Raw genomic sequence first — 26,289 nt, forward strand, 5'->3', positions numbered from 1 at the left:
GCAAGGCAACCCTTACTAACGGAGTCCCCCTCATGCCCCCAGTCTTCCTCCGTGGTGAACAGCTGCTGCTTCGCTACGGGAAGACCCCGGTGGTGCACGGCGTCTCGGTGACCCTGGCACCCGGCCAGGTCACGGCACTGGTCGGTCCGAACGGCAGCGGGAAGTCCACGCTGCTGCGCGCCCTCGCCCGGCTGCATCGGGTGGACGACGGCGAGGTGCTGCTCGACCGCAGTGCCGTGTCGCTGCTCACCGCACGGGAGTTCGCCCGCGAGGTCACGCTCTTCTCGCAGTCCCGGCAGGCCCCGCACGGGCTGACGGTGAGCGAGGTCGTCGGATTCGGCCGGCATCCGCACCGGCGCCGTTTCGCCGGGCCGTCCGCCGCGGACCGCGACGCGATCGAGCGGGCCCTGCGCGTCACCGGCGTGCAGGACATGGCGCAGCGGGCGGTCGGCGAACTCTCCGGCGGCGAGATGCAGCGGGTCTGGCTCGCCGCCTGCCTGGCGCAGCAGACCGGCGTCGTGCTGCTGGACGAGCCGACCAACCACCTCGACCTGCGCTATCAGATCGAAACCCTCGATCTGGTACGCGATCTCGCCGACGACCACGGTGTCGCCGTCGGCATCGTGCTGCACGACCTCGACCATGCGGCGCGGGTCGCGGACACGCTGGTGCTGCTGCATGCCGGGCGGGTGCACGCCGCGGGTGATCCCGTCGAGGTGCTCACCGCCGAGCATCTCAGCGAGGTCTACGGCCTGCGTGTCGAGGTCGAGGTGGACCCGCGGTCCGGGCGCTTGCGCATCGACCCTGTCGGGCGGCATCCCGCCCGCAACCGGAAATTCGCATCATCTAAAGAAGGACTCGCATGACATCCCTCATCCGCCTCGCGGCGCTTGCCGCGACGGTCGCCGTGACCGTCACGGCCTGTGGCACCACCGAGGTCGAGGAGCCCGCCGCCGGCGGCTCGGCCGCCCCGACGTCGCAGACCTGCGCCGACGACACCACGACGACCGCGACCGGCCCGGTGTCGATCACCGACGGCGTCGGCCGCACGGTGGAGCTGGCCAAGCCCGCCCAGCGCGTCGCGGTGCTGGAATGGCAGCAGACCGAGGACCTGCTGACGCTGTGCCTCACCCCGGTCGCGGTCGCCGACGCCAAGGGGTACGGCACGTACGTGAAGGCCGAGACGCTGCCGGCCGGCGTGGTGGACACCGGCGAGCGCGGTGAGCCCGACCTCGACGCGCTGTACGCCACGAACCCCGACCTGATCATCGTGGAGGCGTACAAGGCCGACGACGAGATGATCACCAAGCTGGAGAAGCGGGGTGTGCCGGTGCTCGCCACGGTCGGCGCCGACGCGTCCGGCCAGATCGCGAACATGAAGAAGGTCTTCTCGATGATCGGTACGGCCACCGGCCGCACCGAGCGCGCCGACCTGGTGCTCAAGCAGTTCGACGAGCACCTCGCCGAGGCCAAGGCGAAGGTCGCCGCCGCCAAGGTGACCGCCACCGACTTCCTGTTCTTCGACGGCTGGATCGAGGGCGGCAACGTCGTCATCCGCCCGTACGGCAAGGGCGCCCTGTTCACCGAGCTCGGCGAGCAGCTCGGGATGACCGCGGCCTGGACCGACAAGATCAACGCCTCGTACGGCAGTGGCGGCGTCGACCCGTCGTACGGTCTCGCGCAGACCGACATCGAAGGACTCACCGCGGTCGGCAGCGCGACGCTGTTCTACTCCGACGACGAGACCCCGGACAGCTACGTCAAGGAACTCGTGAAGAGCCCGATCTGGACGGCACTGCCGGCCGTGAAGGAGAAGCGCGCGTACTCCTTCCCCGCCGGTGTCTGGGGCGCCGGTGGCCCGCTCTCCAACGAGCAGGCGATCGACGCGTACGTGAAGATCCTGACCCAGGCGTGAGCGACACCCGAGTGCGGCGGGCGCTGCCCGCCGTAGGGCTCGGGCGCGGCGCGAGCGGGGCGGCCGTGCTGGCCGCCCTGCTCGTCGTGGTCGTCGCCGTGGGGCTGTGGCACGTCACCCAGGGCACCTCCGGTGTCGGATTCTGGGACCTGGTCCGCTTCGTGTCCGGCGCCCGGGATCAGCAGGTCGGCGGCGTGCCGATCGCCGACGTGGTGACCGGCTCCCGGCTGCCGCGCGTGTTCGCCGGGATCGCCGTCGGTGTGGCGCTCGGCGCGGCCGGTGCGCTGCTGCAGTCGGTCACTCGCAACGCCCTCGCGGCCCCGGACACCCTCGCCGTCACGGCCGGTTCGTACTTCGCGCTGTGCGCGGTCGCCGCGTTCAACCTGACCGTGCCGCTCTGGGCCTCCGGTGTGGTGGCGTTCGGCGGCGGCCTGCTCGCCGCCGTGCTCGTGCTCGGCCTCGTCGGCAGCGCCTCGGGCATCGCCTCGACCCGGCTGATCCTGGCCGGCTCGGCGGTCGCGATGGCCCTCGATGCCGCGACAGCGACCCTGCTCATCCTCTTCAAGGAGAACACCACAGGTCTGTACGCCTGGGGCAGCGGCTCCCTGGCGCAGCTGAACATCGACGCCGCCCTGCGTGCCGCCCCGGTCATCGCCGTCACGCTCGGCGCCGCCCTGCTGCTGGCCCGGCGCCTCGACGTGCTCGGGCTCGGCGACGACACGGCCGCCTCGCTCGGTGTGCCGATCCGCTCCACCCGGATCCTCGCCATCCTCGGTGCCGTCCTGCTGACCAGCATCTCGGTGACCCTGGCCGGCCCGCTCGCCTTCGTCGGGCTGGCGGCGCCGGTCGCCGTACGCCTCGTCGCGAACCGCATCGGCGTACTGAGCCGGCACCTCTTCCTGATCCCGGCCTGCGGGCTGGTCGGCGCGTTGTTCGTGCTGCTCGCCGACGCGGTGCTGCGGGCCGTGCTCGGCGCTCAGGCGGCCGCCTCGATCCCGACCGGTATCCCGACCTCGCTGCTCGGCGCCATCGTCATCGTGGTCCTGGCACTGCGGCTGCCCGACGCCGGATCGACCCGGGAGGCGCCCCGTGCACGGGTGGCGGTCCGCTCCCGGCGGCGTTTCCTGACGGTCATGGTTGTCGCCGCAGTGCTGCTCGTCGCTGCGGTGACCGCCGGGCTGCTCACCGGCAGCCTCTGGTTGCGGACCGGCGACATCGCGCTCTGGCTGCAGGGCACCGCGCCGGACCTGATCGGCCGGGCGCTCGACGACCGGGCGCCCCGGGTCGCGGCAGCGGTCGTCGCCGGTGCGGCACTCGCCCTCGCCGGAACCGTCGTACAGGGCACGGTCCGCAACCCCCTCGCCGAACCGGGAGTCCTCGGCATCACCGCGGGCGCCGGACTCGGCGCGGTGATCGTGGTGACCTCGGACCTGCCCGGCGGCCGGACCACACTGATCGCCACGGCCGTCGTGATGGGACTCGCCACCTTCACCCTCATCTCGCTGCTGGCCTGGCGGGGCGGGTTGCTGCCGGACCGGTTCCTGCTCATCGGGATCGGCTGCGCGTACGCGCTCACCGACATCAGCACGTTTCTGCTGCTGCGCGCCGATCCCTGGGACACGCCGCGGATTCTCACCTGGCTGTCCGGCACGACGTACGGCCGGACCTTCGACGACGTGCTGCCTGTGGTGATCGTGCTGCTGCTCGCCACCCCCGTGGTGTTCAGCATGCGCCGGGAACTCGACCTGCTGTCGATCGACGAGGACACCCCGCGGATCTTCGGTGTCCGCCGGGAACGGACGCGGCTCGTGCTGCTGACCATCGCGGCGCTCGCGGCGGCGGTCAGTGTGATCGCGGTCGGTGTGGTGGGTTTCGTCGGGCTGGTCGCGCCGCACATCGCCCGGAGCCTCGTCGGGGTCGGGCATCGGCGGATCATCCCGGTGGCGATGCTGCTCGGTGGCCTGCTGGTCTGTGTCGCTGACGCTCTCGGGCGTACCGTGATCGCGCCGGCGCAGATCCCGGCCGGTCTGATGATGGCCCTGGTCGGAGCGCCCTATTTCGTCTGGCTGTTACGCCGTGCCTGATCGTCCAGGAAGTCGCGGATGAGCGTGCTGATCAGCTCGGGACGCTCGGCCACGAGGTTGTGGGTGGTGCCCGGCACGATGCAGAGCTGCGCGCCGGGGATCGAGGCGGCCATCAGCAGGCTGTGACCGGGACGGATCGTGTCGCGGTCAGCGGAGATCACCAGCACCGGCGCGGTGATCCGGGCCAGGTCGGCCGGGTCGATGTGCGGCTCGGTGGTCCACAGCCGGAACAGCTTCGCCAGCACGACGTCGGCGTGCCGGGGGCCGTCCGGCGAGAGGCGCTCGTAGTGCATCCGCTCGGCGTCGGGCTTCTGCTCGGCGGGTTTCACCAGCGGGGACAGCACCGGGGCGCCCTCGTCGGTGAACGCCGACGGGTCCAGGTTGGCGCTGATGGCGGTCAGCGACCGGACCCGCTGCGGGTGGTACAGGGCCAGGAGCAGGCCGATGATCGCGCCGTCGCTGTAGCCGACGATGTGCGCCGACTCCAGACCCGCGGCGTCCAGGTAGCCCAGGGTGTCGGTGACACCCCGCGCGTAGTCGTAGTCGCCGTCGATGTCGGCGGAGCGGCCGTGACCGGGGCGCTCGAACGCGTACACCCGGTGGTCGGGAACGAGGGCGTCGGATTGCGCCCGCAGTGATTCGAGGGAACAGAAGCCACCGTGCAGCAGGAGCACGGGTTCGCCGGCACCGGCGACCTCCGCGTAGAGGTCGGCGTCGCCGATCCGAACGTAACCCATGTGCTCCGCCGCCTGTATCGCTGTGCTGTGCCGGGACCCGCCTCAGCCTACGTGCCCGTTTCAGATCAGGGGTAGCGCCAATAGGTTTGCTGTGGAAACCTATTGGCATGACCGCTGAATCGAGATCCACCGGCGATGATCCGCACCGCCTCCTCGCCGATGTGCGTGACCTGACCGGCCGGGTACGCCGTGACCAGCGCCTGACCTGGGTCGCCCTTCTGGTGCTGGCCGCGGTGACCCTCGTGGCCATCCCGTTCGACTGGTTCTTCCTGAAGCTGGACTGCGACGACAGCGGCTGCGTGTTCGCCCGCCGGGGCCTGCTCTACTACTGGCCGCCCGCGCTCCTGCTCGCCTACGCGGCGATCGCGGTCAGTTACGTGCGGGCCGCGCGGGCACGGGGACTGGGCGCCCGCGTGCTGCCGTACGCGATCACCGGCGCGGTGACGGCCGTGGTGATCGCGGCCGCGTACACGGCAGCTGCCGCGTACTTCCCGGGCAACCCGCCGTTCGACGGCGGCCCGATGCCGTTCTGGTGGATCGTGCTGGACCGGCTGATCGCACCGTGGGGCCTGATCGGGCTCGCGTTGCTGGTGCTGTCCCAGGTGGAACGCAACGTGCCGCTGCTGGTGTTCACCCTGGCCTACCTGGTGCTGGTGCTGCTGGTGCTGCCGACCACCGAGGGGATGACACCGCCGGGCTGGGCGTCCGGGCCGAACACCGGAGTCCGGCTGTCGATGGCGCTGCCCCAGCTCATCGTCGGCGTCGTGCTCCTGGCCGGCGGGTTCGGCTTCGCCAAGGCAGGCCGGTTCGGCTTCGCCAAGGCAGGCGGGGTCGGTTTCGCCAAGGCAGACGGGAGGACGCGGTGACTGACGGCCACCCGGTCACCGGCCTCGACGAGGTCGTGCACCAGCGGGTGCGGCTGGGCATTCTCGCCATCACCCACGAGGCGCGGCGGGTCGAGTTCGGATACCTGCGCACCCAGCTCGACCTGACCGCCGGAAACCTCTCCAAGCATCTGTCCGTGCTGGAGACGGCCGGCCTGATCGACATCGAGAAGGGTTACCAGGGCAAGCGCGGCCGCACCTGGATCACGCTCACACGTGACGGCACCACCGCACTGACCGAGGAGATCGGCCGGCTGAAGGTGCTGATCGCCCGCGTCGAGACCCAGCAGTCCGCCGGCGGACAGCGGTAGCGTTCCACCCCGTCACTTCGCCAGATCGCGAACAGCGGGCGGATTCGCTCGAAATTCTCAAGCGGCCGCGCCTCCTGCCGATCCGAGCAGATCGGCAGGAGGGGTCGGATGACACGTCGGTGGATCGCGGTCGGGGCTGTGGCTGTCGTCTTCACGGTGGCCGGGGTGACCCGGATCGCCGGGTTCGGTGGCGACACGGAAGACGGCGGATCAGCAAAGTCCGGAGCAGCAGGTACCGGAGCAGTAGGTGCCGGAGCAGCAGGTGCCGGGCCGGCGGCTCCCCCGTCGCTTGCCGCCTGCCAGATGGCCATCGCGACCCGGCCCTACCCCCGATCCGAGGCGGTGAGCTGCGACTACACCTGGACCAGCACCGCCGGACGGTCGGACGAGGACGCCGCGGACCCCGCCGACCCGGAGTACGCCGGGGCGGCGTTGCCGACCGGCATGTCCACCGATGGCCGGGACTGCGTCGCCGGGCCGGACCGGCCGGTCCTGGACACGGTGTTCCCGGTGCTGTCCTCGTCGTTCACGCCGGTGCCCGGCCTCACCGAGATCGAATCCACTGTTCAGTTGCGCGGCATCAGCGACCGCGCCCATGCCCAGGACCTCGACCAGCCCGGCAACCGCTTCGGCGACCGTGTCCTGACCGCGACGCTGGACTTCGCCCGGCTGGGTACCCGGCTCCGGCAGGGCGAGTCGTATCGCTGGCGGGTGCGCGGCACCCCGCCGTCCGTTCCGGCGGGCGGCTGGTCGCCGTGGTGCGAATTCACCATCGCCGGCAAGACTCCGGACGACCTCGGCCTGGACAACAGCCGCGGTTACCAGGTCGTGCTGCCCACCACGGCCTGGCGCCAGATCAGCGATGTGATGGGGCCGGTCGAGACGTACGCCAACGGCGACCGGTCGAGCCACGAGCCGATCGCGATCGCCGCCAAGAGCACCTCGCCCAGGGCGCAGGTGACGCTGAGCGGCTCGGTCTGGTCGAGCGTCGTCAACGGGTTGGCGTACCACGCCTCGGAGCAGGACGAGCCGTCGTACTGGGAGCTCGCCGACCTCGTCTCCAGCGCTCTGGACGGCCCGCCACACCCGACGATGGGCTTCCCGCGCCCCTAGGCCCGGCATCGATCGGCGTTATCGTTGCCGGCATGGACCGAAAGCGCCCCACCCCCGCTGCCGGCATGGACCGAAAGCGACCCACCCCCGCCGCCGCCACCGACGGCAGGCGCACCACTCTCGCTGACGTCGCGCGCGTGGCCGGGGTGTCGCGGGCGACCGCCTCCCGGGCGATCAACGGCATGTACGGCACGTCGGAAACGATGCGCGACCATGTGCGCGCGGTCGCCGCCCGGCTCGGTTTCGAGCCGCACGCGGTGGCCCGTGCGCTGGCCACCGGTAAGACGAGCGCGGCGCGGCGCGAGCGTATCGAGGTGCTGATCGTCGATCCGGATCCCGCCGCCATGAGCGCCAAACCGTTCTACGGCCGGGTGCTGACCGGCGCGATGCGCGCGCTGGGCGATCAGGACATCTCCCTGGAGGTACGCCGGGTCGACGAGGCGCCCACTGTCGCCGGTGACGACGACCCACCGTTCGGACGGCTGCTGATCAACGTTTCCGGGCCGGCCGGTGCGGCGTACGCACGACGTTCCCGCACGGTAGCCCTGGGCCGGTCCGCGCCCGGGGTCACGTTCGTCGCCCCGGACAACGAGAGCGGTGGCTACCAGGCCGCCATGCACCTGATCAGCACCGGCCGCCGGCGGATCGGCGCGGTCTTCGGCCCGTCCACGCCGTGCGCCCTGGAACGCAGGTCCGGGTTCCTGCGGGTGACGGCCGGCGCGGCCCGCACCGTGATCTCTGCCGATGGCGACTTCACCCGGGCCCGTGCGTACGCGGCGACCGTCGCACTGCTGACCCGCGAACCCCGGCTCGACGCGGTCTTCGCGGCCTGCGACGTCACCGCGATGGGTGTGCTCCAGGCGCTGCGCGAGACCGGCCGGCGGGTGCCGCACGACGTCGCGGTCGTCGGCTTCGACGGCAGCGCCCTGGCCGAGGCCGCGGACCTGTCCTCGGTGTACATGCCGGTCGAGGACGAGGCCGCCTCAGCGATCCACCACCTGCTCGACCCGGCCCTGCCCGCACCGGGCCGGTTGCCGACCACCCTGACGGTCCGTGGCTCCAGCTGAAGCCGAACCACTGTCTACCAGGACACATCCCTCCCCGAAATATCGAGGCAGGCGGATCGGTTGTGGTGATCGATCAACCTGGAGGTCAGTCATGAAGAGTGGAATCCACCCCGATTACCACCGCGTCGTGTACCGCGACCGCAACGCCGACTACGCGTTCCTGACGCGCTCGACCGAGGCCAGCACCAGGACGATCGAGTGGGCGGACGGCAACACGTACCCGGTCATCGACGTCCAGATCTCGGCCGCGAGCCACCCGTTCTGGACCGGTCGCAGCCGCGTGCTCGACACCGCGGGTCGCATCGAGAAGTTCAAGGCCAAGTACGCCAAGTACGCCCGCTGACCCGTCACCGGCCCCACCATCGGCCGCCTCCCACCGGGGAGGCGGCCGACTGTCGGTAGCATCCGGCATTCACCGGATGACTAGCGGGAGAGCTCCTTGAAACGCACGCTGCTTGTCCTGCTCGTCCTCGTCGCCGGTGGTGGCTGGCTGATCGCCGGCGCCGGTCATGACCTGCGCCGGGAACACGTCACCTCGGCCGGCGTCCCGCTCGACGTGGTCCACCCGGCCACAACCGGCCGCCACCCCGGAGTCGTCGTCGCGCACGGCTTCTCCGGATCGGCGAAGCTGATGGCACCGTTCGGCGACACCCTCGCGGCCAGCGGATACGTGGTCGTCCTGCTCGACTTCACCGGCCACGGCGCCAACACCACGCCCCTGCCGGATCAGGCCGCCGGCACCGACGCGTCCACCGAGGCCCTCCAGGACGATCTTGGCGTGGCCCTGGCCCACCTTCGTTCACTGCCCGATGTCGACCCCTCCGCGGTCGCGCTGGTCGGGCACTCGATGGGCGCCGGTGCCGTCACTCGTTACGCCGCCGCGCATCCCGACGTGACCGCGACCGTGGCGATCTCGCTGCCGGACGACGCCGTCGCCTCCCCCGAACGCCCCGCACGACTGCTCACCATGGCCGGCGCCCTGGAATTCTCCGGCTTCCGCTGGGTCGCCACCACGGTCGCCGCGCAGCGCGGCGACCGCGCGGCCCGGATCGTCCCCGGCGTCGAGCACATCTCCATTCTGTACGCCCCGGAGGCGCACCGTGCGACAGTCACGTGGCTCGACTCCAGCTTCGATAGGCACCGCGACACCGCATCGATACCCTTCCCGGGGCGGCGTCTCGCCGGCACGGTCCTGCTGGTACTGGCGTTCCTGATCGGCTTCCATCCGCTCGCCGCGCTGCTCGCCGGCCCGGCCGGCGATCCCCGGCCGCGGATGGGGAACCCGGCGGCCGAACCCCGGCAGCTGACCGAACGCATCGCGGCGACAGCCCGGATCACGGCGGTGGCGGCCGTCGCGGCAATCGCCGGAGCGGTGATCGCCCGGTTCCTGCCGACGACCCGGCTGCCACTGGCGATCGCCGGATACATCGTCGGGTACGCGGCCGTCACCGGCGCTCTTCTGTACGCGTACGCGAGGACCCGGCCCGCCTCCCCGAAACACACGATCAGCCGTCCGCGTCTGCTGCTCGCCGTACCGTATGCGGCCGTCGCCATCTCCGTACCCGTGCACGTGGGAATGACCCACGCCTGGCCGGTGGGTAACCGCTGGTGGTTGCTTTTGATCCTCTGGGTGGCTTTTGCCCTGCTCGCCTACGGTGCCGAACGTGTCGCCGGAGGCGACGCGCTGAGCCTGCTCGCGATCGCGGCGGTCTTCGTGATCGTGCTGGCGGCCGCGGCCGTCACCGGGCTGACCCACGGTTTCGTGATCCTGGCGCTGTTCCCGTTGATCGGCCTGATGCTGTGGCAGGCGTTGTGGAGCGCGATCCTGAACCGGTTCGCGGTGTCCGCCTGGGCGATCGCCCTGACCGGCGCGATCGTCGTGACCTGGCCCCTCGCCGTCGCGCTGCCGCTCATCTGAAGCAACGTTTCCGCGGTGGGGCGAGGATCTGACGGCCGGCGTCCCCGTGACGGTCTGGCTTCACCGGCGAGTCCGGCGAAGCCATGCCTCCTGGTCGGCGTCCGGCATGATCTCCCGGACCTCCTGCGCGCAGCGACAGGCGACGGCGATCCTGGCGGCCCACGCGAGGGCTTCCTCACGGGTGGCCACATCGACGACGGCGAACCCACCGACGGCCACGTCGACGGCCGGGTCGGGGCCGTCGGTGATCGTCCCGTCGGTGGCCACGACGGTCGCCGTCTGCCTCTCGATGCCGCCGCCGAGCACCCACACCCCGGCGTCCATGGCCTCCTGTACCACGGCGTGCGACGCCTTGCCCACGTCGGGCCAGTCCTCGTCGGCGATGTGGCTCATCGCGCCGTCATCGAACGAGATCAAATAATGCGTCATCCCCTGCGTCCCTTTCCGGTCACCGTCGGCCCATCAGTGCGCGACTCCGGCATGATGTGACCATGGTCGATACCGTTGCCTTGCTGGCAGCCTACGACGCGCAGATGCGGATGCCGCCCGGCGCGGTCCCGGCCGGAGTGACCCACGAGTACGACGGACCTGTCCTGCGGGTCGTCGGCGCGCACGTGGGACGGGTCCGGGCGCCGCGCGACATCGGCGTCACCGGCGCCGCGCTGGACCGGCTGATCGCCCGGCAGCGGGACTACTTCCGGGCTCGCGGCCAGGGCGTCGAGTGGAAGGTGCGGGCCCACGACCTGCCCACGGATCTTCCCGAGCGGCTGGTCGCGGCCGGTTTCGTCCCCGGGGCGCCGTCGGCCGTGCTCATCGGCGTGTCCGACGAGGTGGCGGCCGAGCCCGTCCTGCCCGGCGGCGTGCTGCTGCGGGAGGTCAGCGAGCCCGATGACATGCGCCGGATCGCCGATCAGCAGACCGCGGTGTGGGGTTTCGACTGCTCCTGGGTCGCGTCCGACCTCACCACCCGGGTGGATGCCGGCCCCGGCGAGATCACCATCCTGGTCGCCGAGGCCGGCGGCCGGGTCGTCTGCTCCGCCTGGGTGATCTACCACCCCGGCTCCGACTTCGTCGCGCTGCTCGGCGGCACGACGCTGCCGGACTGGCGGGGACGCGGCCTGTACGGCGCGCTGCTCGGCGCCCGGGCCCAGAAGGCAGCCGCCCGCGGTTTCCGGCTGCTGCACGTCGACGCGTCCCCGGACAGCGCACCCATCCTGCGCCGCCGCGGCTTCCAGGAGATCACCGCATCGAGGCACTACCACTGGAACCCGCCGGAGTAGACGGAGACCCTCACCGGGCGGATCGGCCGCCAGGCGGATACGGTCGTCACATGTCGGGCAACGCGTTGATCATGTATGAGACCAGCAGTGACGGCATCACCCTGCGGGCAGCGCTGGCCGGGGAGCTGGATCTCGCGGACGCCGACGAGGTCCGCGACAACCTCGCGGCCGCCGCGCAGGCCTCCCAGTGCCGGTTCCTCCAGGTGGACGTCTCCCGCGTCGATCTGATCGATTCGTACGCCCTCGGCGCGCTGATCAGCGCCCGCAACACCGCCGCGGCGGCCGGCGTCACGCTGACGCTGATCCACCCGTCACCGCCGGTCGCGAAGGCCATCGCGGTGACCGGCCTGTCGGCGGCCTTCGGGCTGGGCGACTGACCCGTCAGGTGACCCGCGGCCCGTAATACGGCCCGGTCATCTCGTGCGGCAACCGCCCGTGCAGCGGATCACCCTCCGACACCACGCCGCCTTCGTGGGAGCGCAGATCCTCGCCGGCCTGTGACCACCGCGCCGTGAGCGCGAAGAGCACCACGATGTCCAGGGCGATCATCAACAACGACCAGATCGGGTACGCCCCGAGCCAGGCCACCTGGATGACCGCATGCAGGCCGACCACGATGATCGCGGCGATCCGGGCCCAGTTCATCCCGGCGAGCAGGAAGATCCCGACGGTGAGCAGCACCGCCCCGGACAGGATGAGCGTCCAGCCCCAGGACGTCATGTCCACGATGACGAACGCGTCCGCGGTGGCGACCACCCGCTCGTCGTCGAGCAGCGCCACCATCCCCTGGAACATGTTGATGAAACTCGTAACGATCATGACGGTGCCCGCGAAGACGATCCACCCCGCCCACGCCGCACTGCGCCCCACAGCCATGTCCGGCTCTCCACTCTCGCGCTGGACCTCCCATGCTCGCCCCGGCACGGCGCGGGCATACCACCCCTGGCGGATGAGCGGGCGCGGCGAGCCGGATCCGGCCGGTCATCGACGCCGCTACGCTTGCCGGGAGATCAGCTCCGAGCTGAGCGAACCGCAGGAGGACACCGTGACGCCGCCAGTCATCTACGACGCCCAGATCGCCGATCTCCAGGGCAAGCCGCTCGACCTCGGCCAATTCCGCGGCTCCGCCACGCTCGTCGTCAACGTGGCGTCGCGCTGCGGCCTGACACCGCAGTACGCGGTGCTCGAAGAGCTGCAGAAACGGTACGCGGACCGGGGCTTCACCGTGCTCGGCGTGCCGTGCAACCAGTTCGCCGGCCAGGAGCCCGGGACCGCCGAGGAGATCTCCGAGTTCTGCAGCGCGACGTACGGCGTGACGTTCCCGATGACCGAGAAGGTGGAGGTCAACGGCGACGGACGGCACCCGCTGTACGACGCGCTGACCACCGAGCCCGACGCCGACGGTTACACCGGCGACATCCGGTGGAACTTCGAGAAGTTCCTGATCGGCACGGACGGCAGCGTCGTCGCCCGGTTCGGCCCGCGTACCAGCCCGGACGAGCCCACGGTGGTCGCTGCCATCGAGGCGGCACTCCCGGCGCGCTGAGCACGGGGTGGGTGAGACCGGTCACGCCAGGCGACGACATAGAGTCACCTACGGGATCGTCGAAAAAATGGGGAGCGGATCGTGAGTCAGAACGTGCTGGCGTCGTCGGCGGGGGTTGCCGCACAGGCGGGCCGGAGGCGTACGTTCGCGGTGATCTCGCACCCGGATGCCGGTAAGTCGACGATGACCGAGGCCCTCGCGCTGCACGCCCGGGTGATCGGGCAGGCCGGCGCGGTGCACGGCAAGGGTGACCGCCGCGGCGTCGTGTCCGACTGGATGGCGATGGAGCAGGAGCGTGGCATCTCGGTCACCTCGGCCGCGCTCCAGTTCTCCTACCAGGACACGGTCATCAACCTGCTGGACACGCCCGGTCACGCCGACTTCTCCGAGGACACCTACCGGGTGCTGACCGCTGTGGACAGCGCGGTCATGCTGCTGGACGCCGCGAAAGGCCTGGAGCCGCAGACGCTGAAGCTGTTCGAGGTCTGCCGGCAGCGCAGCATCCCGGTGATCACGTTCATCAACAAGTGGGACCGGCCCGGCCACGACGCTCTCGCCCTGATGGACGAGATCGAGGAGCGGATCGGCCTGAAGCCGACGCCGCTGACCTGGCCGGTCGGTATCGCCGGGCACTTCCGCGGCGTGATCGACCGCCGCACCGAGGTGTTCACCCGGATGCAGCGCTCCCCCGGCGGCGCCGACCTCGCCATCGAGGAGGAGATGAGCGCCGAGGCCGCCGCCGAACTGTACGGCGCGGACTGGGACACCGCGAACGAGGAACTTCAGCTGCTCGCGATGACCGGCGCGGACTTCGACGACAAGGAGTTCCTGGCGGCCCGCAGCACGCCGGTGCTGTTCGGAGCGGCGGTGGCGAACCTCGGCGTACGGCAGTTGTTGAATGTTCTTCTGGAGCTGGCGCCGCCGCCGTCGGCGCGACCGACGGTGGCCGGGACCGACAAGCCGGTCGACAGCGCGTTCTCCGGGTTCGTCTTCAAGATCCAGGCGAACATGAACCGCACCCACCGTGACCAGGTCGCCTTCGTCCGGGTCTGCTCCGGCCGCTTCGAGCGCGGCATGCTCGTCACGCACGGCGACACCGGCCGCCCGTTCACCACGAAGTACGCCCAGCAGATCTTCGGCCAGGGCCGCGACACGATCGACGAGGCGTTCCCCGGCGACGTGATCGGCCTGGTCAACGCGACCGCGCTCGGCATCGGCGACACCCTGTACGTCGGCGAGCCGGTGAAGTACCCGGCCCTGCCGTCGTTCCCGCCGGAGCACTTCGCCGTGGTGAGCACCTCGGACACTGCGGCGTTCAAGCGTTTCCGGCGCGGCATCGAGCAGCTCGACGGCGAGGGCGTGGTCCAGGTGCTGCGCTCGGACCAGCGTGGCGACCAGTCCCCGGTGCTCGCAGCCGTCGGCCCGATGCAGTTCGAGGTGGCCACCCACCGTCTGGAGGCCGAGTTCGGGGTGAAGACCCAGCTCAACCACCTGCCGTACGAGGTGGCGGCGCGCACCGACGAAGCCGGCCGGGAGATCCTGAAGACGGAGTCGAACGTCGAGGTGATGACCCGGGTACGCGACGGGGCCCTGCTCGCGCTCTTCCCGCACCGGTGGCGGATGCGCTCGGTCGCGGGCCGGCACCCCGACCTGCGCCTCGACGACTGACTCTCTCAGCCGGGCCGGCCGTCGTGCAGCTCTCGCTCTCAGCCAGGCCGGCCGTCGTGCAGCTCTCGCTCTCAGCCAGGACGGCCGTCGTGCAGTTCTCGGACGAGTGACGACACGACGGCCTTGAGGCTTCCGCCGCTGGCCGCGGCGACCCGCAGCTGCCGCTGGTAACTGGCGCCGTGGCGGATGATGTCGTGCACGTGCTCCAGCTCGCCCGCGCAGTCGAGCGCGTCGGCGATCGGTGCGAGGGCCGGCAGCAGCCGGTCGAGATCCTTGGTGACGAGCCGCTCGTCGCCCGCGGCGTTCTGGATGATGATGGCGTCCATGCCGTACCGGGCGGCGCGCCACTTGTTCTCCCGGACGAACCAGGGCTGCATCTTCGGCACCTCGCGCCCGGCGTCGAGCTCGCGGGAGAAGTGCTCGACCAGGCACTGGGTCAGCGCCGCGATCGCGCCGATCTCGTGGGCGGTCGGGATGCCGTCGAAGGTGCGCACCTCGATCGTGCCCCATTTCGGTGAGGGGCGGATGTCCCAGCGCAGCTCGTTCAGCTCCGCGATGACGCCGACGTGTTTCAGGTCGGCGACCAGCGACTCGTACTGTCCCCAGTCGGTGAACTGCGGCGGCAGCCCGGCCGTCGGCAGCTGCTGGAACATCAGGGCGCGGTTGGACGCGTACCCGGTGGTCTCCCCCGCCCAGAACGGGCTCGACGCGCTCAGCGCCTGGAAGTGCGGCAGGTAGCTGAGCAGGCCGTCGATGATGGGAAAGACCTTGCGGCGGTCCTCGACCGCCACATGGACGTGAACGCCCCAGATCATCATCTGCCGGCCCCACCATCGGGTACGGTCGATCAAGGTGTCGTATCGCGGGTTGTCCGGCGTGACCCGCTGCTGGAACCACTGGCTGAACGGGTGCGTGCCAGACGACAGCAGGTCGACACCCATCGGCTCGGCGAACCCGCTGACCCGCTCGACCAGACGGGTGAGGTCGTCGACGGCGTCCCGGGTCCGGTGGTGCGGCGCGCTGACGATCTCGACGGTGTTGGTGAGCAGCTCACCGGTCACGTGCGGGAAGGACTCCGCCGGACCGAGTTTCGCCAGCAGCTCCGGCGCGGCCGGGGCCAGTTCACCGCTGCGCCGGTCGACGCACGCGATCTCCCACTCGATGCCGAGACGTGATCTCACCGAGGAGCCGAAGTCAATGGTCATGAACCGGCACCGCCGATGATCATGAGACCTATCCTACCCGTCAACTCCGATCGATGCGATGGGCCGTGTCCAGCCCCACTCGTCCGGACCGCGACGCGGTGGAGGGCGGCTCGCCACCACCCTCCACGTGTGCGTTGACCGCGCTTCAGCGATCACGGCGTCTCGTCCACCTCCGGGTCCTCGGACTCGGAGGGCTCCGCCGACGGCGTCTCGGACGGCACGGTGGAGGGTGTGGTGGACGGCGCGGGTGTGGTGGACGGCGCGGGTGTGGTGGACGGCGCGGGTGTGGTGGGTGTGACGCTCGGCCGTGGCGCCGGCTTCGCCTTCCCGGTTGCCTGCACCTTCGTGGCGGTGTACGCCGCATCGATCCGGGTGCCGACCACAGTGATCTTGTTTCCGGCGGCGAGCGCGCTCACCGCGACCTTCTTGCCGTTCAACAGGATCCGTACGCTCGCCGGCACACTGATCGTGACGGTCTTGCCCTTCACGTCCTTGGTGCCGCCTTTCACGGCGACCGTGACGGTGTTCTTCGCCGCGTCGGCAGCGGTCACCGTGCCCGTCGCCGAGAACGTCGCCTTCACCTTCTTGCCCGAACTCTTGGTCGGCTTCGCCGTCGGCTTTGACGTCGGCTTCTTGGTCGGCTTCGCCGTCGGCGTCGCGGTCGGCGTCGCGGTCGGCTTCGCGGTCGGCTTCTTGGCCGCTGACACCTGGCTCGCCGCCGGCGACGAGCCAGCCTGGGCATAGGCGGCCACGCCCGTGCTCACGGCGGGAACAACGACCGCGACGGTCATGGCGACAGCGACAGCGGTACGGCGGATCCGCATGAAGACTCCTAGGTGAGGGAACTCCTACTGTCGGCAGCGCAGGGCGCGAGTTGAACAGTCGTAGTGTTCGGGTATGACACAGCGACTCGTCAGCGTCTGGCAACCGTTCTTCCTCAGCAAGGCCGGGCAGGACGCGGCCATCGACGCCGCGATCGAGCTGGAGGAACTCGGCTACTCCCGGATCTGGTTCTCCGGCGGCTTCGGGGAGAACGTCCACCCACGATTCCGGGAGATCCTGGACGGCACCAAGCGCATCGGGGTCGCCTCGGGGATCGTGAGCATCTGGCACTCGTCACCGGCCGAGGTGGCTGTGTTCGCCCAGGACGCGCAGCACGACCACCCGGGCCGGTTCCTGCTCGGTCTCGGCGCCAGCCACGCGGTGCTGGTGGAGAACGACGGCACCGACTACCGCAGGCCGTACTCGAAGATGGTGGCGTACCTCGACGGTCTCGACGCTGCCGGGCTGCCCACCGAGGCGCGGATCCTCGCGGCGCTCGGGCCCCGGATGCTGGAGCTGTCCCGCGACCGGTCGGCCGGGGCGCACCCGTACTTCACCACGGCCGAGCACACCGCCGAGGCGCGGGCCGCGCTCGGGCCTGACCGGTTGCTGGCCCCTGAGGTCGCGGTGGTCCTCGACGCGAACCCGGAGACCGCCCGGGCCACCGCCCGGCAGTACACGGCCGGGTACCTCACCCTGCCGAACTACACCAACAACCTGCGGCGCTTCGGCTGGACCGACGACGACCTCGCCGGTGGCGGCAGCGACCGCCTCGTCGACGCGCTGATCCCGTGGGGCACGGCCGAGCAGGTCGCGGCCGGCCTGGAGAAGCATTACCAGGCCGGTGCCGACGAGGTGGCGATCCAGGTGCTCAACGGCGGCGACGCCGGCAGCTTCCCGGCCGACGCGTTCCGTACCCTCGCAAGGGTTTTGATCTGAGATGACGTCAGCCGACCGCGACCACTTGGCGGGTGTGTTCGCGGTCGGAGTGGCCGGAGATCAGCGTGCCGACGTCGAGGATCAGCGCGATCTCCCCGTTGCCGAGAATGGTCGACCCGCTGATGCAGCGCACCCGGCTGAACAGCACACCGAGCGGCTTGATCACGGTCTGCAGCTCCCCCAGCAGGCTGTCCACCACCAGGCCGGTACGCTGCCCGGACTGTTCGACGATGACGACGTTCTGCCGGCGCGCCGGCGCTCCGGGTATCCCGAAGAGCTGGCGCAGCCGGATGAACGGCAGCACCTCGCCGCGCAGGTTCATGCAGTCGCGGCCGAGCGGGCCGGGCGGCAGCTCGACACACTCGGTGACCCGGTCCAGCGGCACGATGAACGACGACGGACCGACCCCGACCAGGAACCCGTCGATGATCGCCAGGGTGAGCGGTAACCGGATCCGGATCGTGGTGCCGATCCCCCGGGTGGTCTCCACCTCGATGCTGCCGCGCAGCGCGGTGACGTTGCGTTTCACCACGTCCATGCCGACACCGCGGCCGGAGAGGCTGGAGACCTTCTCGGCCGTGGAGAACCCCGGCTCGAAGATCAGGTTGTAGACCTCGGCGTCGGTCAGCGCGGTGCCCGGCGCGACCAGCTCGCGTTCGATCGCCTTGCCGAGGATCCGGTCCCGGTCCAGGCCGCGGCCGTCGTCGGCCACCTCGATCACGATGTTGCCGGCGTCGTGATAGGCGTTGAGCCGCAGCGTGCCCTGCTGGGTCTTGCCGTGCTTGCGTCGTTCGGCCGCCGGTTCGATGCCGTGGTCCAGCGAGTTGCGTACCAGGTGCAGCAGCGGGTCACTGATCCGTTCGACGAGGGCCTTGTCCATCTCGGCGTCGCCGCCGGTGATCGTCAGCGACACCTCCTTGCCCAGCTCCATGCAGACGTCGCGGACCACCCGCTCGAACCGGCGCAGCGTCGTGCCGATCGGGACCATCCGCAGCGACAGCGCGCTGTGCCGGACCTCGTCGACCAGTCGCATCACCTCGCCCTGGGCCTCGGTGGAGGACTCCGGCGACGAGCCGGGGGCGACTCCGGTGCTGGACTGGGCGATGACCAGCTCGCCGACCAGGTCGATGAGCTTGTCCAGGCGGGCCGCGTCGATCCGGATGGTCCGGGTGTCCTGGGACCGGGTCTCGGTGGTGCGGCGCTGCCGGGTCAGGGCGGCGTCGACGATGTCGCGCTGGACGATGCCCTGCTCGATCAGGATCTCCCCGATCGGGACCGGCTGGGTGCCTTCGCGGACCGCCCGCTCCTGCTGGACCCGCAGCGCCTCGGCCATCTCCATCTCGGTGACCGCGCCGCTCGTGACCAGCACGTCGCCGATCCGGTCGTTCTCCGGCATCGCCCGGATGGCCCGCACGTACGCGTCGAGCTGGCTCTCCGACGGGGTGATCCGGATGTCGCTGTCCTCGCGGACGAAGTCGAAGACCGCCTCGATCTCCGCTTTCGGCGCCGCGGTGATCAGGTCCACGTCGAAGCTCAGGTAACAGGCCTCGGGGTCCATCTCCTCGGCGTCCGGCAGCCCACCGGCGTCGGTGACGACACCGGTCACCGTGCCGATGGTGGACAGGTACCGCAGGAACGACAGCGGATCCATGCCGTTGCGCAGGCAGTCCGGCCCGAACCGCAGCCCCAGCTTCCAGGCCGCCTCCTGTGGCGCGGCGGGTTCAGCGGTGGCCGACGCCGACGCCATCGGCGCGGCGCCGCCGGTCAGGTACGGCTCCAGAGCGGCCAGCAGCCGCGCCCCGTCGGCAGTCTGCGCGCCATCCGGTTCCAGCCGTCCCTCGGCGATCCCCTCGATCATCGCGGAGATGTGATCGGTGCACGGCAGCAGCGCGCTGACCAGCCCGGGAGTGACGTCCAGCTGTCCCTCGCGGACCGAGCCCAGCACGGTCTCGACGACGTGGGTGAACTCGACCAGGTGCCGCAGGCCGAACAGCCCGGACGAGCCCTTCAGCGTGTGCGCGGCCCGGAACACCGCGTTGACGGTCTCGCCGCCGGCCGGCTGGTCCTCCAGTTCGAGCAGGCCCTCTTCGAGCCCTTGGACCAGGTCGCGGGCCTCGGTCACGAACATGTCGAGCGCTTCGCGCATGTCGTCGTCGAGCGACATCACAGCTCCAGGCGGGTCATCGCCAGCACGTCGGCGACGGCCGGGCTCGGTTCGACGAACTCGACCGGCAGGTGCCGGCGTACGCCCTCGTCGCGGGCCAGCAGCAGCACCTGCAGCCCGGCGGTGTCCAGGTCGGTGATGCCGGACAGGTCGACGCGTACGCCGGTGCCGTCCCGCAGGAAGGCCAGCAGCCGGTCCCGGTGCTCGGCAGCGGTGACGATGGTCAGCTCGTCGTCGAAGACGAACCGGCGCAGCGCGGCCCCGGTGGCCGCACCGGTCACGGCGCCACCAGCTTCGACACCGCACTGAGCATCTGTTCGGGCTGGAACGGCTTGGTCACCCAGGCCTTGGCGCCGGCCGCCTGGGCCTGCTTCTTCTTGTCCTCCTGGGACTCGGTGGTCAGCATGATGATCGGGGTGAACTTGTAGGCCGGCAGCTTCTTGGCCTCGGCCACGAACGTGATGCCGTCCATGTTCGGCATGTTCACGTCCGAGATGATCAGGTGGATGCGCTGGCCGCTCAGCTTGGCCAGGGCGTCCTTGCCGTCGTTCGCGGTGATCACCTCGTACCCGGCGCCCTTCAGGGCGATGCTGACGACCTGCCGCACCGAAGCGGAATCGTCCACGATGAGAATCGTCTTGGCCATCGTCGTCTCCCCCTACGAAGATCAGAAGAACGTGATCTCGGATTCTTGGACCTTGGCGGGTGCCCCGGACCGGTGCGCGTGGTGCTCCTCGGCCATCGTGTACCGCGAGGACAGCTCGTCCAGGAGCACGTGCGCGTCGAGCGGGGCCTTCCCGGCGGCCGCAGCGGCGGCCACCGCGGGGAACCTGTCGATGTTGTCGCGCAGGTGCTCCAGCATCTGGTTGACCCGGTCCTGGAACTGCAGGCTGACCAGCGAGTCGCCGATCTCGCCGCGGATGCCGACGGCGGCCTGCTCCAGATCCTGGGACGAGTCCCGCATCCGTGACAGCGTGGTCATCAGGTCGTCCAGGACGGCCTGCACCTCGCCGTTGGCGTGCGCGACCGCGGCGCCCTCGTGCTCGGCGCTGGCCGCCGCGGTGGCGAGCACCGAGGTGATCGCGGCGGCCACCCGGTCCACGTTCTCCACCATGCGCGAGCTGGTGGTCTGTGACCGGTCGGCGAGCTGGCGCACCTCCAGGGCGACCACACCGAACGAGGCGCCGACCGCGCCGGCCCGCTGCGCCTCGATGGCGGCGTTCAGGGCCAGCAGATTCGTCTGGGCGGCGATCCGGGTCACCTCGCCGGACATCTTGCGCAGCTCCTCGTTGAGCCCGAGCAGCGAGTGCAGCTCGGACAGCGACTCCCGTTTGGCGGTGAGCGCCTCGTCGAGTGTGCCGACCACGTCGCCGAGGCGCTGGCGGCTGCGGTCGAAGGCGCCGCCCTGCCCGTCGTCCAGGGCGCCGGAGGACGAGGTCAGCACGGTGTCGAGGTGTTCGACGATGCCGGCGAACTTCTCGGTCAGCTGGCTGATGGCGTCCTCCATCTGGCTGCGCGACGAGTCGATCTGCGCCGACCAGACCGGCGCCACCGCGCCGGCGAAGCTGGTGAGGCTCTCCTGTGCCGGGTCGGCCGCCGGGGCGGGTGCCGCGCCGGCGCCTTTGCGGGCCCGCCACTGATATCCGGCGCCGGCCCCGACGACCAGCGCGATCACGGCGATGAGCAGCTCAGCCATGCTGGTGAATCACCTCCGCTATCTGGGAAAGTGGCGACTCGCGGTCCACCGCGCCGAGCGCGACCGCCTCCCGTGGCATCCCGTGCACCACGCAGGTCGCCTCGTCCTGGGCCACCGTGTACGCGCCGGCCCGGTGCATCTCCAGCAGCCCGCGTGCCCCGTCGTCGCCCATGCCTGTCATGATCACGCCGACCGCGTCCGGGCCGGCGGCCTTCGCCACCGACCGGAACAGCACGTCCACCGAGGGCCGGTGCCGGTTGACCGGCGGCCCGTCGAAGACCCGCACCCGGTACCGGGTGTCCATCCGGACCACCTCCATGTGCCGGCCGCCGGCCGCGATCAGCACCTCGCCGGGCAGCACCGGGTCACCGTCCTGCGCCTCGCGTACGCGTACCCGGCACATCGTGTCGAGCCGGGCAGCGAACGCCGCGGTGAACCTCTCCGGCATGTGCTGCACCACGACGACGCCCGGCCGCCCGGGTACGAGGGCCGGCAGCACCTTCTCCAGTGCCTGGGTGCCGCCGGTGGATGTGCCGATCGCGATCAGCCGTTCCTCGGCGGTCGCTATCGACCGGGGTCGCGGCGCCGACGGCGCGGTCAGCACCGCGGTCCTGGCTCCCGGCCGGCCCGCGCCCGCGGCGACCGGCACTGCGCGGGCCTTGCGGCGCTGGCCGGCGGCGGCCGCGGCTCGCACGGCCGCCACCAGGTCGCCGCTGTCGTCCTCGATGAACTTCTTCAGTCCGGTCTCCGGCTTGGCGATCACCGACACCGCTCCCGCCGACAGCGCCTCCATCGATACCTCGGCGTTGCGGCTGGTCAGCGTCGAGCAGATGACCACCGGGGTGGGGCGTACCTCCATGATCTTGCGGAGGAAGGTGAGCCCGTCCATCCGGGGCGTCTCCAGATCCAGGACCACCACGTCCGGCCAGGTCTTCTTCATGTATTCGATGGCGAAGACCGGATCGGGTACGGCGCCGATCACCTTCATGCCCGGAATTTCCCGCAGCCGGGCGGAGAGGACCTGGCGGACCACGGCCGAGTCGTCCACGATCAGCACCCCGACGGAGGCGGTCATGCCGTGGCCCCGTTCCCGTCGCGGACCCGGTCCAGGGCGCGCAACCACACCGCGCCGGTGGCGATGTCGAAGACCAGCCGCCGGGCGCCGGTGCCGCCGAGTTCCCGGACGGTCAGCGCGAAGCCGTGCGCCGCCAGCAGGCACATGCCCGCTTCGATGTTGTTCGCCGCGACGTCGAGCGACGCCGGGGTACGCAGGTGCGGGAACTGTCTGCCGCCGCCGAACATCTTCACCTCGTACTGGGCGGGAGTGGTGTTCGTCCGCCGGATGTCGCGCAGGAAGCAGCTGACGGCGCCGTCCGCGTACCGGGCGTCGGACTGCCCGGTGGCCGGGCACCGGCCGGGCAGCATGTAGTGGCACATGCCGCCGATGCGCAGCGTGGCGTGCCAGATGGTGATCGAGACGCAGGAGCCCAGCACCGTGTGGATGCGGGTGTCGGCACCGCCGAAGTGGTAGTCGCCGGGGTGCAGCAGGATGTCAGGCACGGCCGTCGCCGTCCAGCCGGTAGATCGACGGCTCCACCATCCGCAGCTTGGACGGGATCGCGGTGAGCGACTCGGAGCTGCCGATGATCAGGTGCCCGCCGGGCACCAGCATGTCCTGCAGCCGCGGTACCAGCGACTTCTTCGTCGCCACGTCGAAGTAGATCATCACGTTGCGCAACATGATCACGTCGAAGCGGCCGAGCTTGCTGAAGTCCTCGATCAGGTTGAGACAGTGGAACTGCACCTTGGACCGCAGTTCACGGTTCACGGTCATCAAGCCCTCGTACTCGTCGCGGCCCTTCAGGCAGAACCGGCGCAACATCTGCCGCGGGATCTTCTCGGCCGCCGCAATCGGGTACAGGCCGGTCCGCGCGCCCTCCACGACCCGGGTGGAGATGTCCGTGCCGACGATCTCCCAGGTGCCGCCGGGCAGCGTGTCGGCCAGCACCATCGCCGCCGTGTACGCCTCCTCGCCGGTCGAGCTGGCCGCACTCCACAGCCGGAACGTGCGCCCGGCGGCCCGTTTCGGCAGCACCTCGCGCCGCAGGTACTCGAAGTGCCGTGGCTCGCGGAAGAAGAACGTCTCGTTGGTGGTGAGCAGGTCCACGAGCTGCCGCAGCTCCTGCTCGTCGCGGCGCTCGCGCAGCAGCCGCACGTAGTCGGAGAACCCGGCCAGCCCGAGTGCCCGGATCCGCCTGTCCAGCCGGCTGGAGACCAGAGCCTCCTTGCCCGGCGCGAGACTGATGCCGGTGTGCTCGTGCAGCACCCCGGTGATGTAGTCGAAGTCGGCGCGGCTGATCGTGCGCGCGGATGCGTGCGGGGCGGTCACAACGATCCCGGTTCGACCGGCACGCCACCACTTTCGATCGGCGAGGGCGATCGCTGCGCGAGATCGCTGAGCCGGACCATGTCGCTGATGGACAACACATGACTGATGTCCAGAAGAATCAGGAAGTCGTTGTCCCGGCGGGCCATCCCGCTGATGTAATCCGCGCGTATCCCGGCGCCGAACGCGGGCGCCGGCTCGATGTCGCCGGGCTGCAGCGTCACCACCTTTGTCGCCGAGTCGACCAGGATGCCGATGTCCTGCCCGTCCGCCGCGCCCCGGTCGTCGGAGTCCAGGTCGGCGATCTCGGCCAGCGACGACTCCTGGATGTGCACGATGATGATGCTGGTCCGCCGGGCGATCGCGGTGCTGCCCCGGGCGAAACGGATGGCGATGTCGATGACCGGAACCGCCCGGCCACGCAGATTGATGACGCCGCGAATGAAGTCCGGCATCATCGGCACGACGGTGAGCGCGCGGTATTCGAGAATCTCCGTCACGTGGAAGATGTCGAGCGCGTACGCCTCTCCGTTGAGCGTGAACGTCAGGTACCGCCCGGCTTCGGTAACCGTGTTCACTGCGATTCCCTCCCCCGGTCTTCCCACCTCATCGCATTCGATCAGATTCTTCTGGTGCGGCGCGGTGGATCGAGGACTTAGACGTGAATGCTGCCCGCTGTCCGATTCGCAATCCGGCGTTGAATACGTTTCGGCAAATCGTGCTGCCCGCGTCGATAAGCTGGGCCCGTCGTGGCGGGGCCGCCATGCCGGACGGGGGATTCTTTCCATGGCCGAGTCGTCGGAAGCACGCCAGCAGCGCGGCAGGGGCGGGTTCCGGGACCTGCCGATCGCCTGGAAACTGCGCGGGCTCGCCGGGATCGTCTGCACCCTGCTGGTCCTGATCGGCGTGGTCGGCATCGTCCAGCTCAGCAACACCCAGGATCGGCTGGCGTACCTCTACAACAGCAACCTGCACGACGTACGCCTGCTCGGCGAGATCGCTACCGATTACAAGGAAGTCCGGTTGCGGCTGCGGGCCCTGGCTCTGGCCACCAGCGAGGAGGAGACCACCAACTCCCTGCAGACCCTGGACGCCTCGGTCACCGCTCTGGACGAGGTGTGGGCCGAGTTCTCCCCGTCGCCGCAGAACGACGTCGATCAGCAGGCGTTCCTGACGGCCTGGACCGCGTACAAAAAGCTCTTGACCGAGACCTTGCGGCCGCTGGCCGCAGCCGGTCGCATCGCGGAGTTCAACAAGACGGTGACCGAGAGCGTGACGCCGCTGTCCAGCACCATCAACACCGCGCTGGACAACCTGATCACCAGGGACGACGCGGCGGCGAAGACCTCGCTGGACGAGTCGGCGGACGCCTACGACACCGCGCGCATCGTGCTGATCGGGCTGATGATCGCGGCGCTGCTGCTGACGTTCACCGTGATCCAGTTCATCATCCGCGCGGTCGGCCGGCCACTGCGCGAGACCGTCACCGTGCTCACCGCCCTGGCGCAGGGACGCCTCGACCAGCGGGTCGACGTCAACAGCCGCGACGAGGTCGGCCGGATGGGCACTGCGCTCAACAGCGCCCTCGACCGTCTCAGCGACACCGTCAGCACCGTCGTGGAGTCCGCCTCCCAGCTCAACAGCGCCTCGCAGCAGATCAGCGGTGCCTCACAGAGCCTCTCGCAGGCCGCCACACAGCAGGCCGCCAGCGTCGAGGAGACCACCGCGAGCATGGAGCAGATGACCGCGGGCATCAGCCAGAACAGCGAGAACGCGACCGCCACCGAAGGCATCGCCACCACCACCGCGGCCGAGGCCCAGGAGGGCGGCGACGCCGTGCAGCGCACCGTGGCCGCGATGAAGAAGATCACCAGCAAGATCGGCATCATCGACGACATCGCGTTCCAGACCAACATGCTGGCCCTCAACGCCACCATCGAGGCGGCCCGCGCCGGCGAGCACGGCAAGGGCTTCGCCGTGGTCGCCACCGAGGTCGGCAAGCTGGCCGAGCGCAGCCAGGTCGCGGCCCAGGAGATCAGCGAGCTGGCTGCCGGGAGCGTGCAGACCGCGGAACGCGCCGGCGACCTGCTCAACACCATGATCCCGAGCATCATCCGGACCTCCGACCTGGTGCAGGAGATCGCCGCCGCGAGCGGCGAGCAATCCACCGGGGTACGCCAGATCAACATCGCGATGTCGCAGATCGGCAAGGTGACCGAGCAGACGGCGTCGTCCAGCGAGGAGCTGGCGGCCACCGCCGAGCAGATGTCGGCGCAGACCGCTCAGCTCACCGCCCTGATGGACTTCTTCCACGTCGGCGGGTCCGCCCGCGCGTCGGCACCGCGTACGTTCGACGGCGGCAGCGGTGGAGCGCGCTGGGGCACCAACAGCCCGTACCGGGCCGGGTGGGACCGCGGCGGCGCCTACAACGAGAACTCGGCGCCGGTGATGAGCGGCGCCGGCACCCAGACCCTCGACCTGGAGAACAAGTTCGACAGGTTCTGAGTTCTCAGCGTGTCGCGGTGACGCCCGCCGGTGAACCACCGCAGGAACC

Annotated in this window: 28 protein-coding genes; 15 read left to right on the plus strand and 13 right to left on the minus strand. The window is 70.3% G+C overall.

What is annotated here, in order from left to right:
* Positions 1 to 32 precede the first annotated feature (32 nt).
* From ACQP2E_RS19530 to ACQP2E_RS19540, 3 genes are read left to right on the plus strand one after another with little or no spacing between them, the layout of a single operon-like run.
* Complete coding sequence (locus ACQP2E_RS19530; protein WP_433833691.1) at positions 33 to 866, plus strand: ABC transporter ATP-binding protein; 834 nt, start codon at positions 33 to 35, stop codon at positions 864 to 866.
* Positions 863 to 1,915 carry an ABC transporter substrate-binding protein gene (locus tag ACQP2E_RS19535; RefSeq protein WP_433833693.1) on the plus strand — a complete coding sequence of 351 codons (1,053 nt, stop codon included), beginning with the start codon at positions 863 to 865 and terminating at the stop codon, positions 1,913 to 1,915. The genes ACQP2E_RS19530 and ACQP2E_RS19535 overlap by 4 nt, the downstream gene beginning before the upstream one ends.
* Positions 1,912 to 3,999 (plus strand): iron ABC transporter permease, encoded by a 2,088-nt coding sequence (locus ACQP2E_RS19540; RefSeq protein WP_433833695.1) that lies wholly within the window; start codon positions 1,912 to 1,914, stop codon positions 3,997 to 3,999. The genes ACQP2E_RS19535 and ACQP2E_RS19540 overlap by 4 nt, the downstream gene beginning before the upstream one ends.
* Here the strand turns inward: ACQP2E_RS19540 and ACQP2E_RS19545 are convergent.
* A complete protein-coding gene (locus tag ACQP2E_RS19545; RefSeq protein ID WP_433833697.1) occupies positions 3,969 to 4,736 on the minus strand; it encodes an alpha/beta fold hydrolase in 768 nt (255 codons plus the stop codon). The genes ACQP2E_RS19540 and ACQP2E_RS19545 overlap by 31 nt on opposite strands.
* Before the next feature lie 107 nt (positions 4,737 to 4,843).
* On the opposite strand from ACQP2E_RS19545, the gene ACQP2E_RS19550 reads away from it, so the two are divergent.
* From ACQP2E_RS19550 to ACQP2E_RS19575, 6 genes are all read left to right on the plus strand, one after another.
* On the plus strand, positions 4,844 to 5,602 hold the full coding sequence (locus ACQP2E_RS19550; protein ID WP_433833699.1) for a hypothetical protein: 759 nt from the start codon (positions 4,844 to 4,846) through the stop codon (positions 5,600 to 5,602).
* Complete coding sequence (locus tag ACQP2E_RS19555; RefSeq protein WP_433833701.1) at positions 5,599 to 5,931, plus strand: transcriptional regulator; 333 nt, start codon at positions 5,599 to 5,601, stop codon at positions 5,929 to 5,931. The genes ACQP2E_RS19550 and ACQP2E_RS19555 overlap by 4 nt, the downstream gene beginning before the upstream one ends.
* Before the next feature lie 108 nt (positions 5,932 to 6,039).
* Positions 6,040 to 7,044, plus strand: coding sequence for a hypothetical protein (locus ACQP2E_RS19560; protein ID WP_433833703.1), 1,005 nt, complete (start codon positions 6,040 to 6,042; stop codon positions 7,042 to 7,044).
* Positions 7,045 to 7,076: 32 nt separating this feature from the next.
* Complete coding sequence (locus tag ACQP2E_RS19565; RefSeq protein ID WP_433833705.1) at positions 7,077 to 8,111, plus strand: LacI family DNA-binding transcriptional regulator; 1,035 nt, start codon at positions 7,077 to 7,079, stop codon at positions 8,109 to 8,111.
* Positions 8,112 to 8,202: 91 nt separating this feature from the next.
* Complete coding sequence (locus ACQP2E_RS19570) at positions 8,203 to 8,454, plus strand: type B 50S ribosomal protein L31 (RefSeq protein WP_433833707.1); 252 nt, start codon at positions 8,203 to 8,205, stop codon at positions 8,452 to 8,454.
* A 96-nt stretch (positions 8,455 to 8,550) separates the two neighbouring features.
* Positions 8,551 to 10,029 (plus strand): dienelactone hydrolase family protein, encoded by a 1,479-nt coding sequence (locus ACQP2E_RS19575; RefSeq protein ID WP_433833709.1) that lies wholly within the window; start codon positions 8,551 to 8,553, stop codon positions 10,027 to 10,029.
* Between the two features lie 60 nt (positions 10,030 to 10,089).
* On the opposite strand, the gene ACQP2E_RS19580 is transcribed toward ACQP2E_RS19575, so the two are convergent.
* On the minus strand, positions 10,090 to 10,458 hold the full coding sequence (locus ACQP2E_RS19580) for a YciI family protein (RefSeq protein WP_433824356.1): 369 nt from the start codon (positions 10,456 to 10,458) through the stop codon (positions 10,090 to 10,092).
* A 62-nt stretch (positions 10,459 to 10,520) separates the two neighbouring features.
* On the opposite strand from ACQP2E_RS19580, the gene ACQP2E_RS19585 reads away from it, so the two are divergent.
* Both ACQP2E_RS19585 and ACQP2E_RS19590 read left to right on the plus strand, forming a co-directional pair.
* The gene (locus ACQP2E_RS19585) at positions 10,521 to 11,309 is read left to right on the plus strand and encodes a GNAT family N-acetyltransferase (RefSeq protein ID WP_433824357.1); all 789 of its coding nucleotides are present in this window, start codon (positions 10,521 to 10,523) and stop codon (positions 11,307 to 11,309) included.
* 50 nt (positions 11,310 to 11,359) lie between these two features.
* The gene (locus tag ACQP2E_RS19590) at positions 11,360 to 11,686 is read left to right on the plus strand and encodes an STAS domain-containing protein (protein WP_433824358.1); all 327 of its coding nucleotides are present in this window, start codon (positions 11,360 to 11,362) and stop codon (positions 11,684 to 11,686) included.
* A 4-nt stretch (positions 11,687 to 11,690) separates the two neighbouring features.
* Here the strand turns inward: ACQP2E_RS19590 and ACQP2E_RS19595 are convergent, their stop codons facing one another.
* Complete coding sequence (locus tag ACQP2E_RS19595; RefSeq protein WP_433824359.1) at positions 11,691 to 12,185, minus strand: DUF7144 family membrane protein; 495 nt, start codon at positions 12,183 to 12,185, stop codon at positions 11,691 to 11,693.
* Between the two features lie 169 nt (positions 12,186 to 12,354).
* Here ACQP2E_RS19595 and ACQP2E_RS19600 point away from each other — a divergent pair, with 169 nt between their 5' ends.
* Both ACQP2E_RS19600 and ACQP2E_RS19605 read left to right on the plus strand, forming a co-directional pair.
* Positions 12,355 to 12,855 carry a glutathione peroxidase gene (locus tag ACQP2E_RS19600; protein WP_433824360.1) on the plus strand — a complete coding sequence of 167 codons (501 nt, stop codon included), beginning with the start codon at positions 12,355 to 12,357 and terminating at the stop codon, positions 12,853 to 12,855.
* A gap of 81 nt (positions 12,856 to 12,936) precedes the next feature.
* Complete coding sequence (locus ACQP2E_RS19605; protein ID WP_433824361.1) at positions 12,937 to 14,523, plus strand: peptide chain release factor 3; 1,587 nt, start codon at positions 12,937 to 12,939, stop codon at positions 14,521 to 14,523.
* Positions 14,524 to 14,594: 71 nt separating this feature from the next.
* Here ACQP2E_RS19605 and ACQP2E_RS19610 read toward each other — a convergent pair whose 3' ends face one another.
* Positions 14,595 to 15,728, minus strand: coding sequence for a glutamate--cysteine ligase (locus ACQP2E_RS19610; RefSeq protein ID WP_433824362.1), 1,134 nt, complete (start codon positions 15,726 to 15,728; stop codon positions 14,595 to 14,597).
* 152 nt (positions 15,729 to 15,880) lie between these two features.
* Complete coding sequence (locus ACQP2E_RS19615) at positions 15,881 to 16,552, minus strand: hypothetical protein (RefSeq protein ID WP_433824363.1); 672 nt, start codon at positions 16,550 to 16,552, stop codon at positions 15,881 to 15,883.
* A gap of 73 nt (positions 16,553 to 16,625) precedes the next feature.
* On the opposite strand from ACQP2E_RS19615, the gene ACQP2E_RS19620 reads away from it, so the two are divergent.
* Positions 16,626 to 17,489, plus strand: coding sequence for an LLM class F420-dependent oxidoreductase (locus ACQP2E_RS19620; protein WP_433824364.1), 864 nt, complete (start codon positions 16,626 to 16,628; stop codon positions 17,487 to 17,489).
* Between the two features lie 7 nt (positions 17,490 to 17,496).
* Here the strand turns inward: ACQP2E_RS19620 and ACQP2E_RS19625 are convergent, their stop codons facing one another.
* Genes ACQP2E_RS19625 through ACQP2E_RS19660 form a run of 8 tightly spaced genes read right to left on the minus strand, consistent with a single transcriptional unit; the run spans position 17,497 to position 24,313 of the window.
* Positions 17,497 to 19,653, minus strand: coding sequence for a chemotaxis protein CheA (locus ACQP2E_RS19625; protein ID WP_433824365.1), 2,157 nt, complete (start codon positions 19,651 to 19,653; stop codon positions 17,497 to 17,499).
* Complete coding sequence (locus ACQP2E_RS19630) at positions 19,653 to 19,934, minus strand: STAS domain-containing protein (RefSeq protein WP_433824366.1); 282 nt, start codon at positions 19,932 to 19,934, stop codon at positions 19,653 to 19,655. Before ACQP2E_RS19630 ends, ACQP2E_RS19625 begins: the two co-directional genes overlap by 1 nt.
* A complete protein-coding gene (locus tag ACQP2E_RS19635) occupies positions 19,931 to 20,299 on the minus strand; it encodes a response regulator (RefSeq protein WP_111652510.1) in 369 nt (122 codons plus the stop codon). Before ACQP2E_RS19635 ends, ACQP2E_RS19630 begins: the two co-directional genes overlap by 4 nt.
* A 21-nt stretch (positions 20,300 to 20,320) precedes the next feature.
* Entirely contained in the window at positions 20,321 to 21,349 is a 1,029-nt protein-coding gene (locus ACQP2E_RS19640) for a methyl-accepting chemotaxis protein (protein WP_433824367.1), read from the minus strand.
* On the minus strand, positions 21,342 to 22,424 hold the full coding sequence (locus ACQP2E_RS19645; protein ID WP_433824368.1) for a protein-glutamate methylesterase/protein-glutamine glutaminase: 1,083 nt from the start codon (positions 22,422 to 22,424) through the stop codon (positions 21,342 to 21,344). The genes ACQP2E_RS19640 and ACQP2E_RS19645 overlap by 8 nt, the downstream gene beginning before the upstream one ends.
* Positions 22,421 to 22,909 carry a hypothetical protein gene (locus ACQP2E_RS19650; RefSeq protein WP_433824369.1) on the minus strand — a complete coding sequence of 163 codons (489 nt, stop codon included), beginning with the start codon at positions 22,907 to 22,909 and terminating at the stop codon, positions 22,421 to 22,423. The genes ACQP2E_RS19645 and ACQP2E_RS19650 overlap by 4 nt, the downstream gene beginning before the upstream one ends.
* Positions 22,902 to 23,738, minus strand: coding sequence for a CheR family methyltransferase (locus ACQP2E_RS19655; RefSeq protein ID WP_433824370.1), 837 nt, complete (start codon positions 23,736 to 23,738; stop codon positions 22,902 to 22,904). Before ACQP2E_RS19655 ends, ACQP2E_RS19650 begins: the two co-directional genes overlap by 8 nt.
* Positions 23,735 to 24,313, minus strand: a complete 579-nt coding sequence (locus tag ACQP2E_RS19660) for a chemotaxis protein CheW (RefSeq protein WP_433824371.1) — start codon at positions 24,311 to 24,313, stop codon at positions 23,735 to 23,737. The genes ACQP2E_RS19655 and ACQP2E_RS19660 overlap by 4 nt, the downstream gene beginning before the upstream one ends.
* A gap of 208 nt (positions 24,314 to 24,521) precedes the next feature.
* Here ACQP2E_RS19660 and ACQP2E_RS19665 point away from each other — a divergent pair, with 208 nt between their 5' ends.
* Positions 24,522 to 26,240, plus strand: a complete 1,719-nt coding sequence (locus ACQP2E_RS19665) for a methyl-accepting chemotaxis protein (RefSeq protein ID WP_433824372.1) — start codon at positions 24,522 to 24,524, stop codon at positions 26,238 to 26,240.
* The last annotated feature ends 49 nt before the right edge of the window (positions 26,241 to 26,289 follow it).

The organism is Actinoplanes sp. CA-015351 (assembly GCF_050955685.1).
Lineage (GTDB): Bacteria > Actinomycetota > Actinomycetes > Mycobacteriales > Micromonosporaceae > Actinoplanes.

Coding starts and splice junctions, on each gene's coding strand:
- ACQP2E_RS19640 (WP_433824367.1), bottom strand. CDS start 21,349: ATGGCTGAGCTGCTCATCGCCGTGATCGCGCTGGTCGTCGGGGCCGGC.
- ACQP2E_RS19545 (WP_433833697.1), bottom strand. CDS start 4,736: ATGGGTTACGTTCGGATCGGCGACGCCGACCTCTACGCGGAGGTCGCC.
- ACQP2E_RS19590 (WP_433824358.1), top strand. CDS start 11,360: ATGTCGGGCAACGCGTTGATCATGTATGAGACCAGCAGTGACGGCATC.
- ACQP2E_RS19610 (WP_433824362.1), bottom strand. CDS start 15,728: ATGACCATTGACTTCGGCTCCTCGGTGAGATCACGTCTCGGCATCGAG.
- ACQP2E_RS19550 (WP_433833699.1), top strand. CDS start 4,844: ATGACCGCTGAATCGAGATCCACCGGCGATGATCCGCACCGCCTCCTC.
- ACQP2E_RS19535 (WP_433833693.1), top strand. CDS start 863: ATGACATCCCTCATCCGCCTCGCGGCGCTTGCCGCGACGGTCGCCGTG.
- ACQP2E_RS19530 (WP_433833691.1), top strand. CDS start 33: ATGCCCCCAGTCTTCCTCCGTGGTGAACAGCTGCTGCTTCGCTACGGG.
- ACQP2E_RS19585 (WP_433824357.1), top strand. CDS start 10,521: ATGGTCGATACCGTTGCCTTGCTGGCAGCCTACGACGCGCAGATGCGG.
- ACQP2E_RS19565 (WP_433833705.1), top strand. CDS start 7,077: ATGGACCGAAAGCGCCCCACCCCCGCTGCCGGCATGGACCGAAAGCGA.
- ACQP2E_RS19645 (WP_433824368.1), bottom strand. CDS start 22,424: ATGACCGCCTCCGTCGGGGTGCTGATCGTGGACGACTCGGCCGTGGTC.
- ACQP2E_RS19580 (WP_433824356.1), bottom strand. CDS start 10,458: ATGACGCATTATTTGATCTCGTTCGATGACGGCGCGATGAGCCACATC.
- ACQP2E_RS19620 (WP_433824364.1), top strand. CDS start 16,626: ATGACACAGCGACTCGTCAGCGTCTGGCAACCGTTCTTCCTCAGCAAG.
- ACQP2E_RS19625 (WP_433824365.1), bottom strand. CDS start 19,653: ATGTCGCTCGACGACGACATGCGCGAAGCGCTCGACATGTTCGTGACC.
- ACQP2E_RS19615 (WP_433824363.1), bottom strand. CDS start 16,552: ATGCGGATCCGCCGTACCGCTGTCGCTGTCGCCATGACCGTCGCGGTC.
- ACQP2E_RS19665 (WP_433824372.1), top strand. CDS start 24,522: ATGGCCGAGTCGTCGGAAGCACGCCAGCAGCGCGGCAGGGGCGGGTTC.
- ACQP2E_RS19635 (WP_111652510.1), bottom strand. CDS start 20,299: ATGGCCAAGACGATTCTCATCGTGGACGATTCCGCTTCGGTGCGGCAG.
- ACQP2E_RS19570 (WP_433833707.1), top strand. CDS start 8,203: ATGAAGAGTGGAATCCACCCCGATTACCACCGCGTCGTGTACCGCGAC.
- ACQP2E_RS19560 (WP_433833703.1), top strand. CDS start 6,040: ATGACACGTCGGTGGATCGCGGTCGGGGCTGTGGCTGTCGTCTTCACG.
- ACQP2E_RS19595 (WP_433824359.1), bottom strand. CDS start 12,185: ATGGCTGTGGGGCGCAGTGCGGCGTGGGCGGGGTGGATCGTCTTCGCG.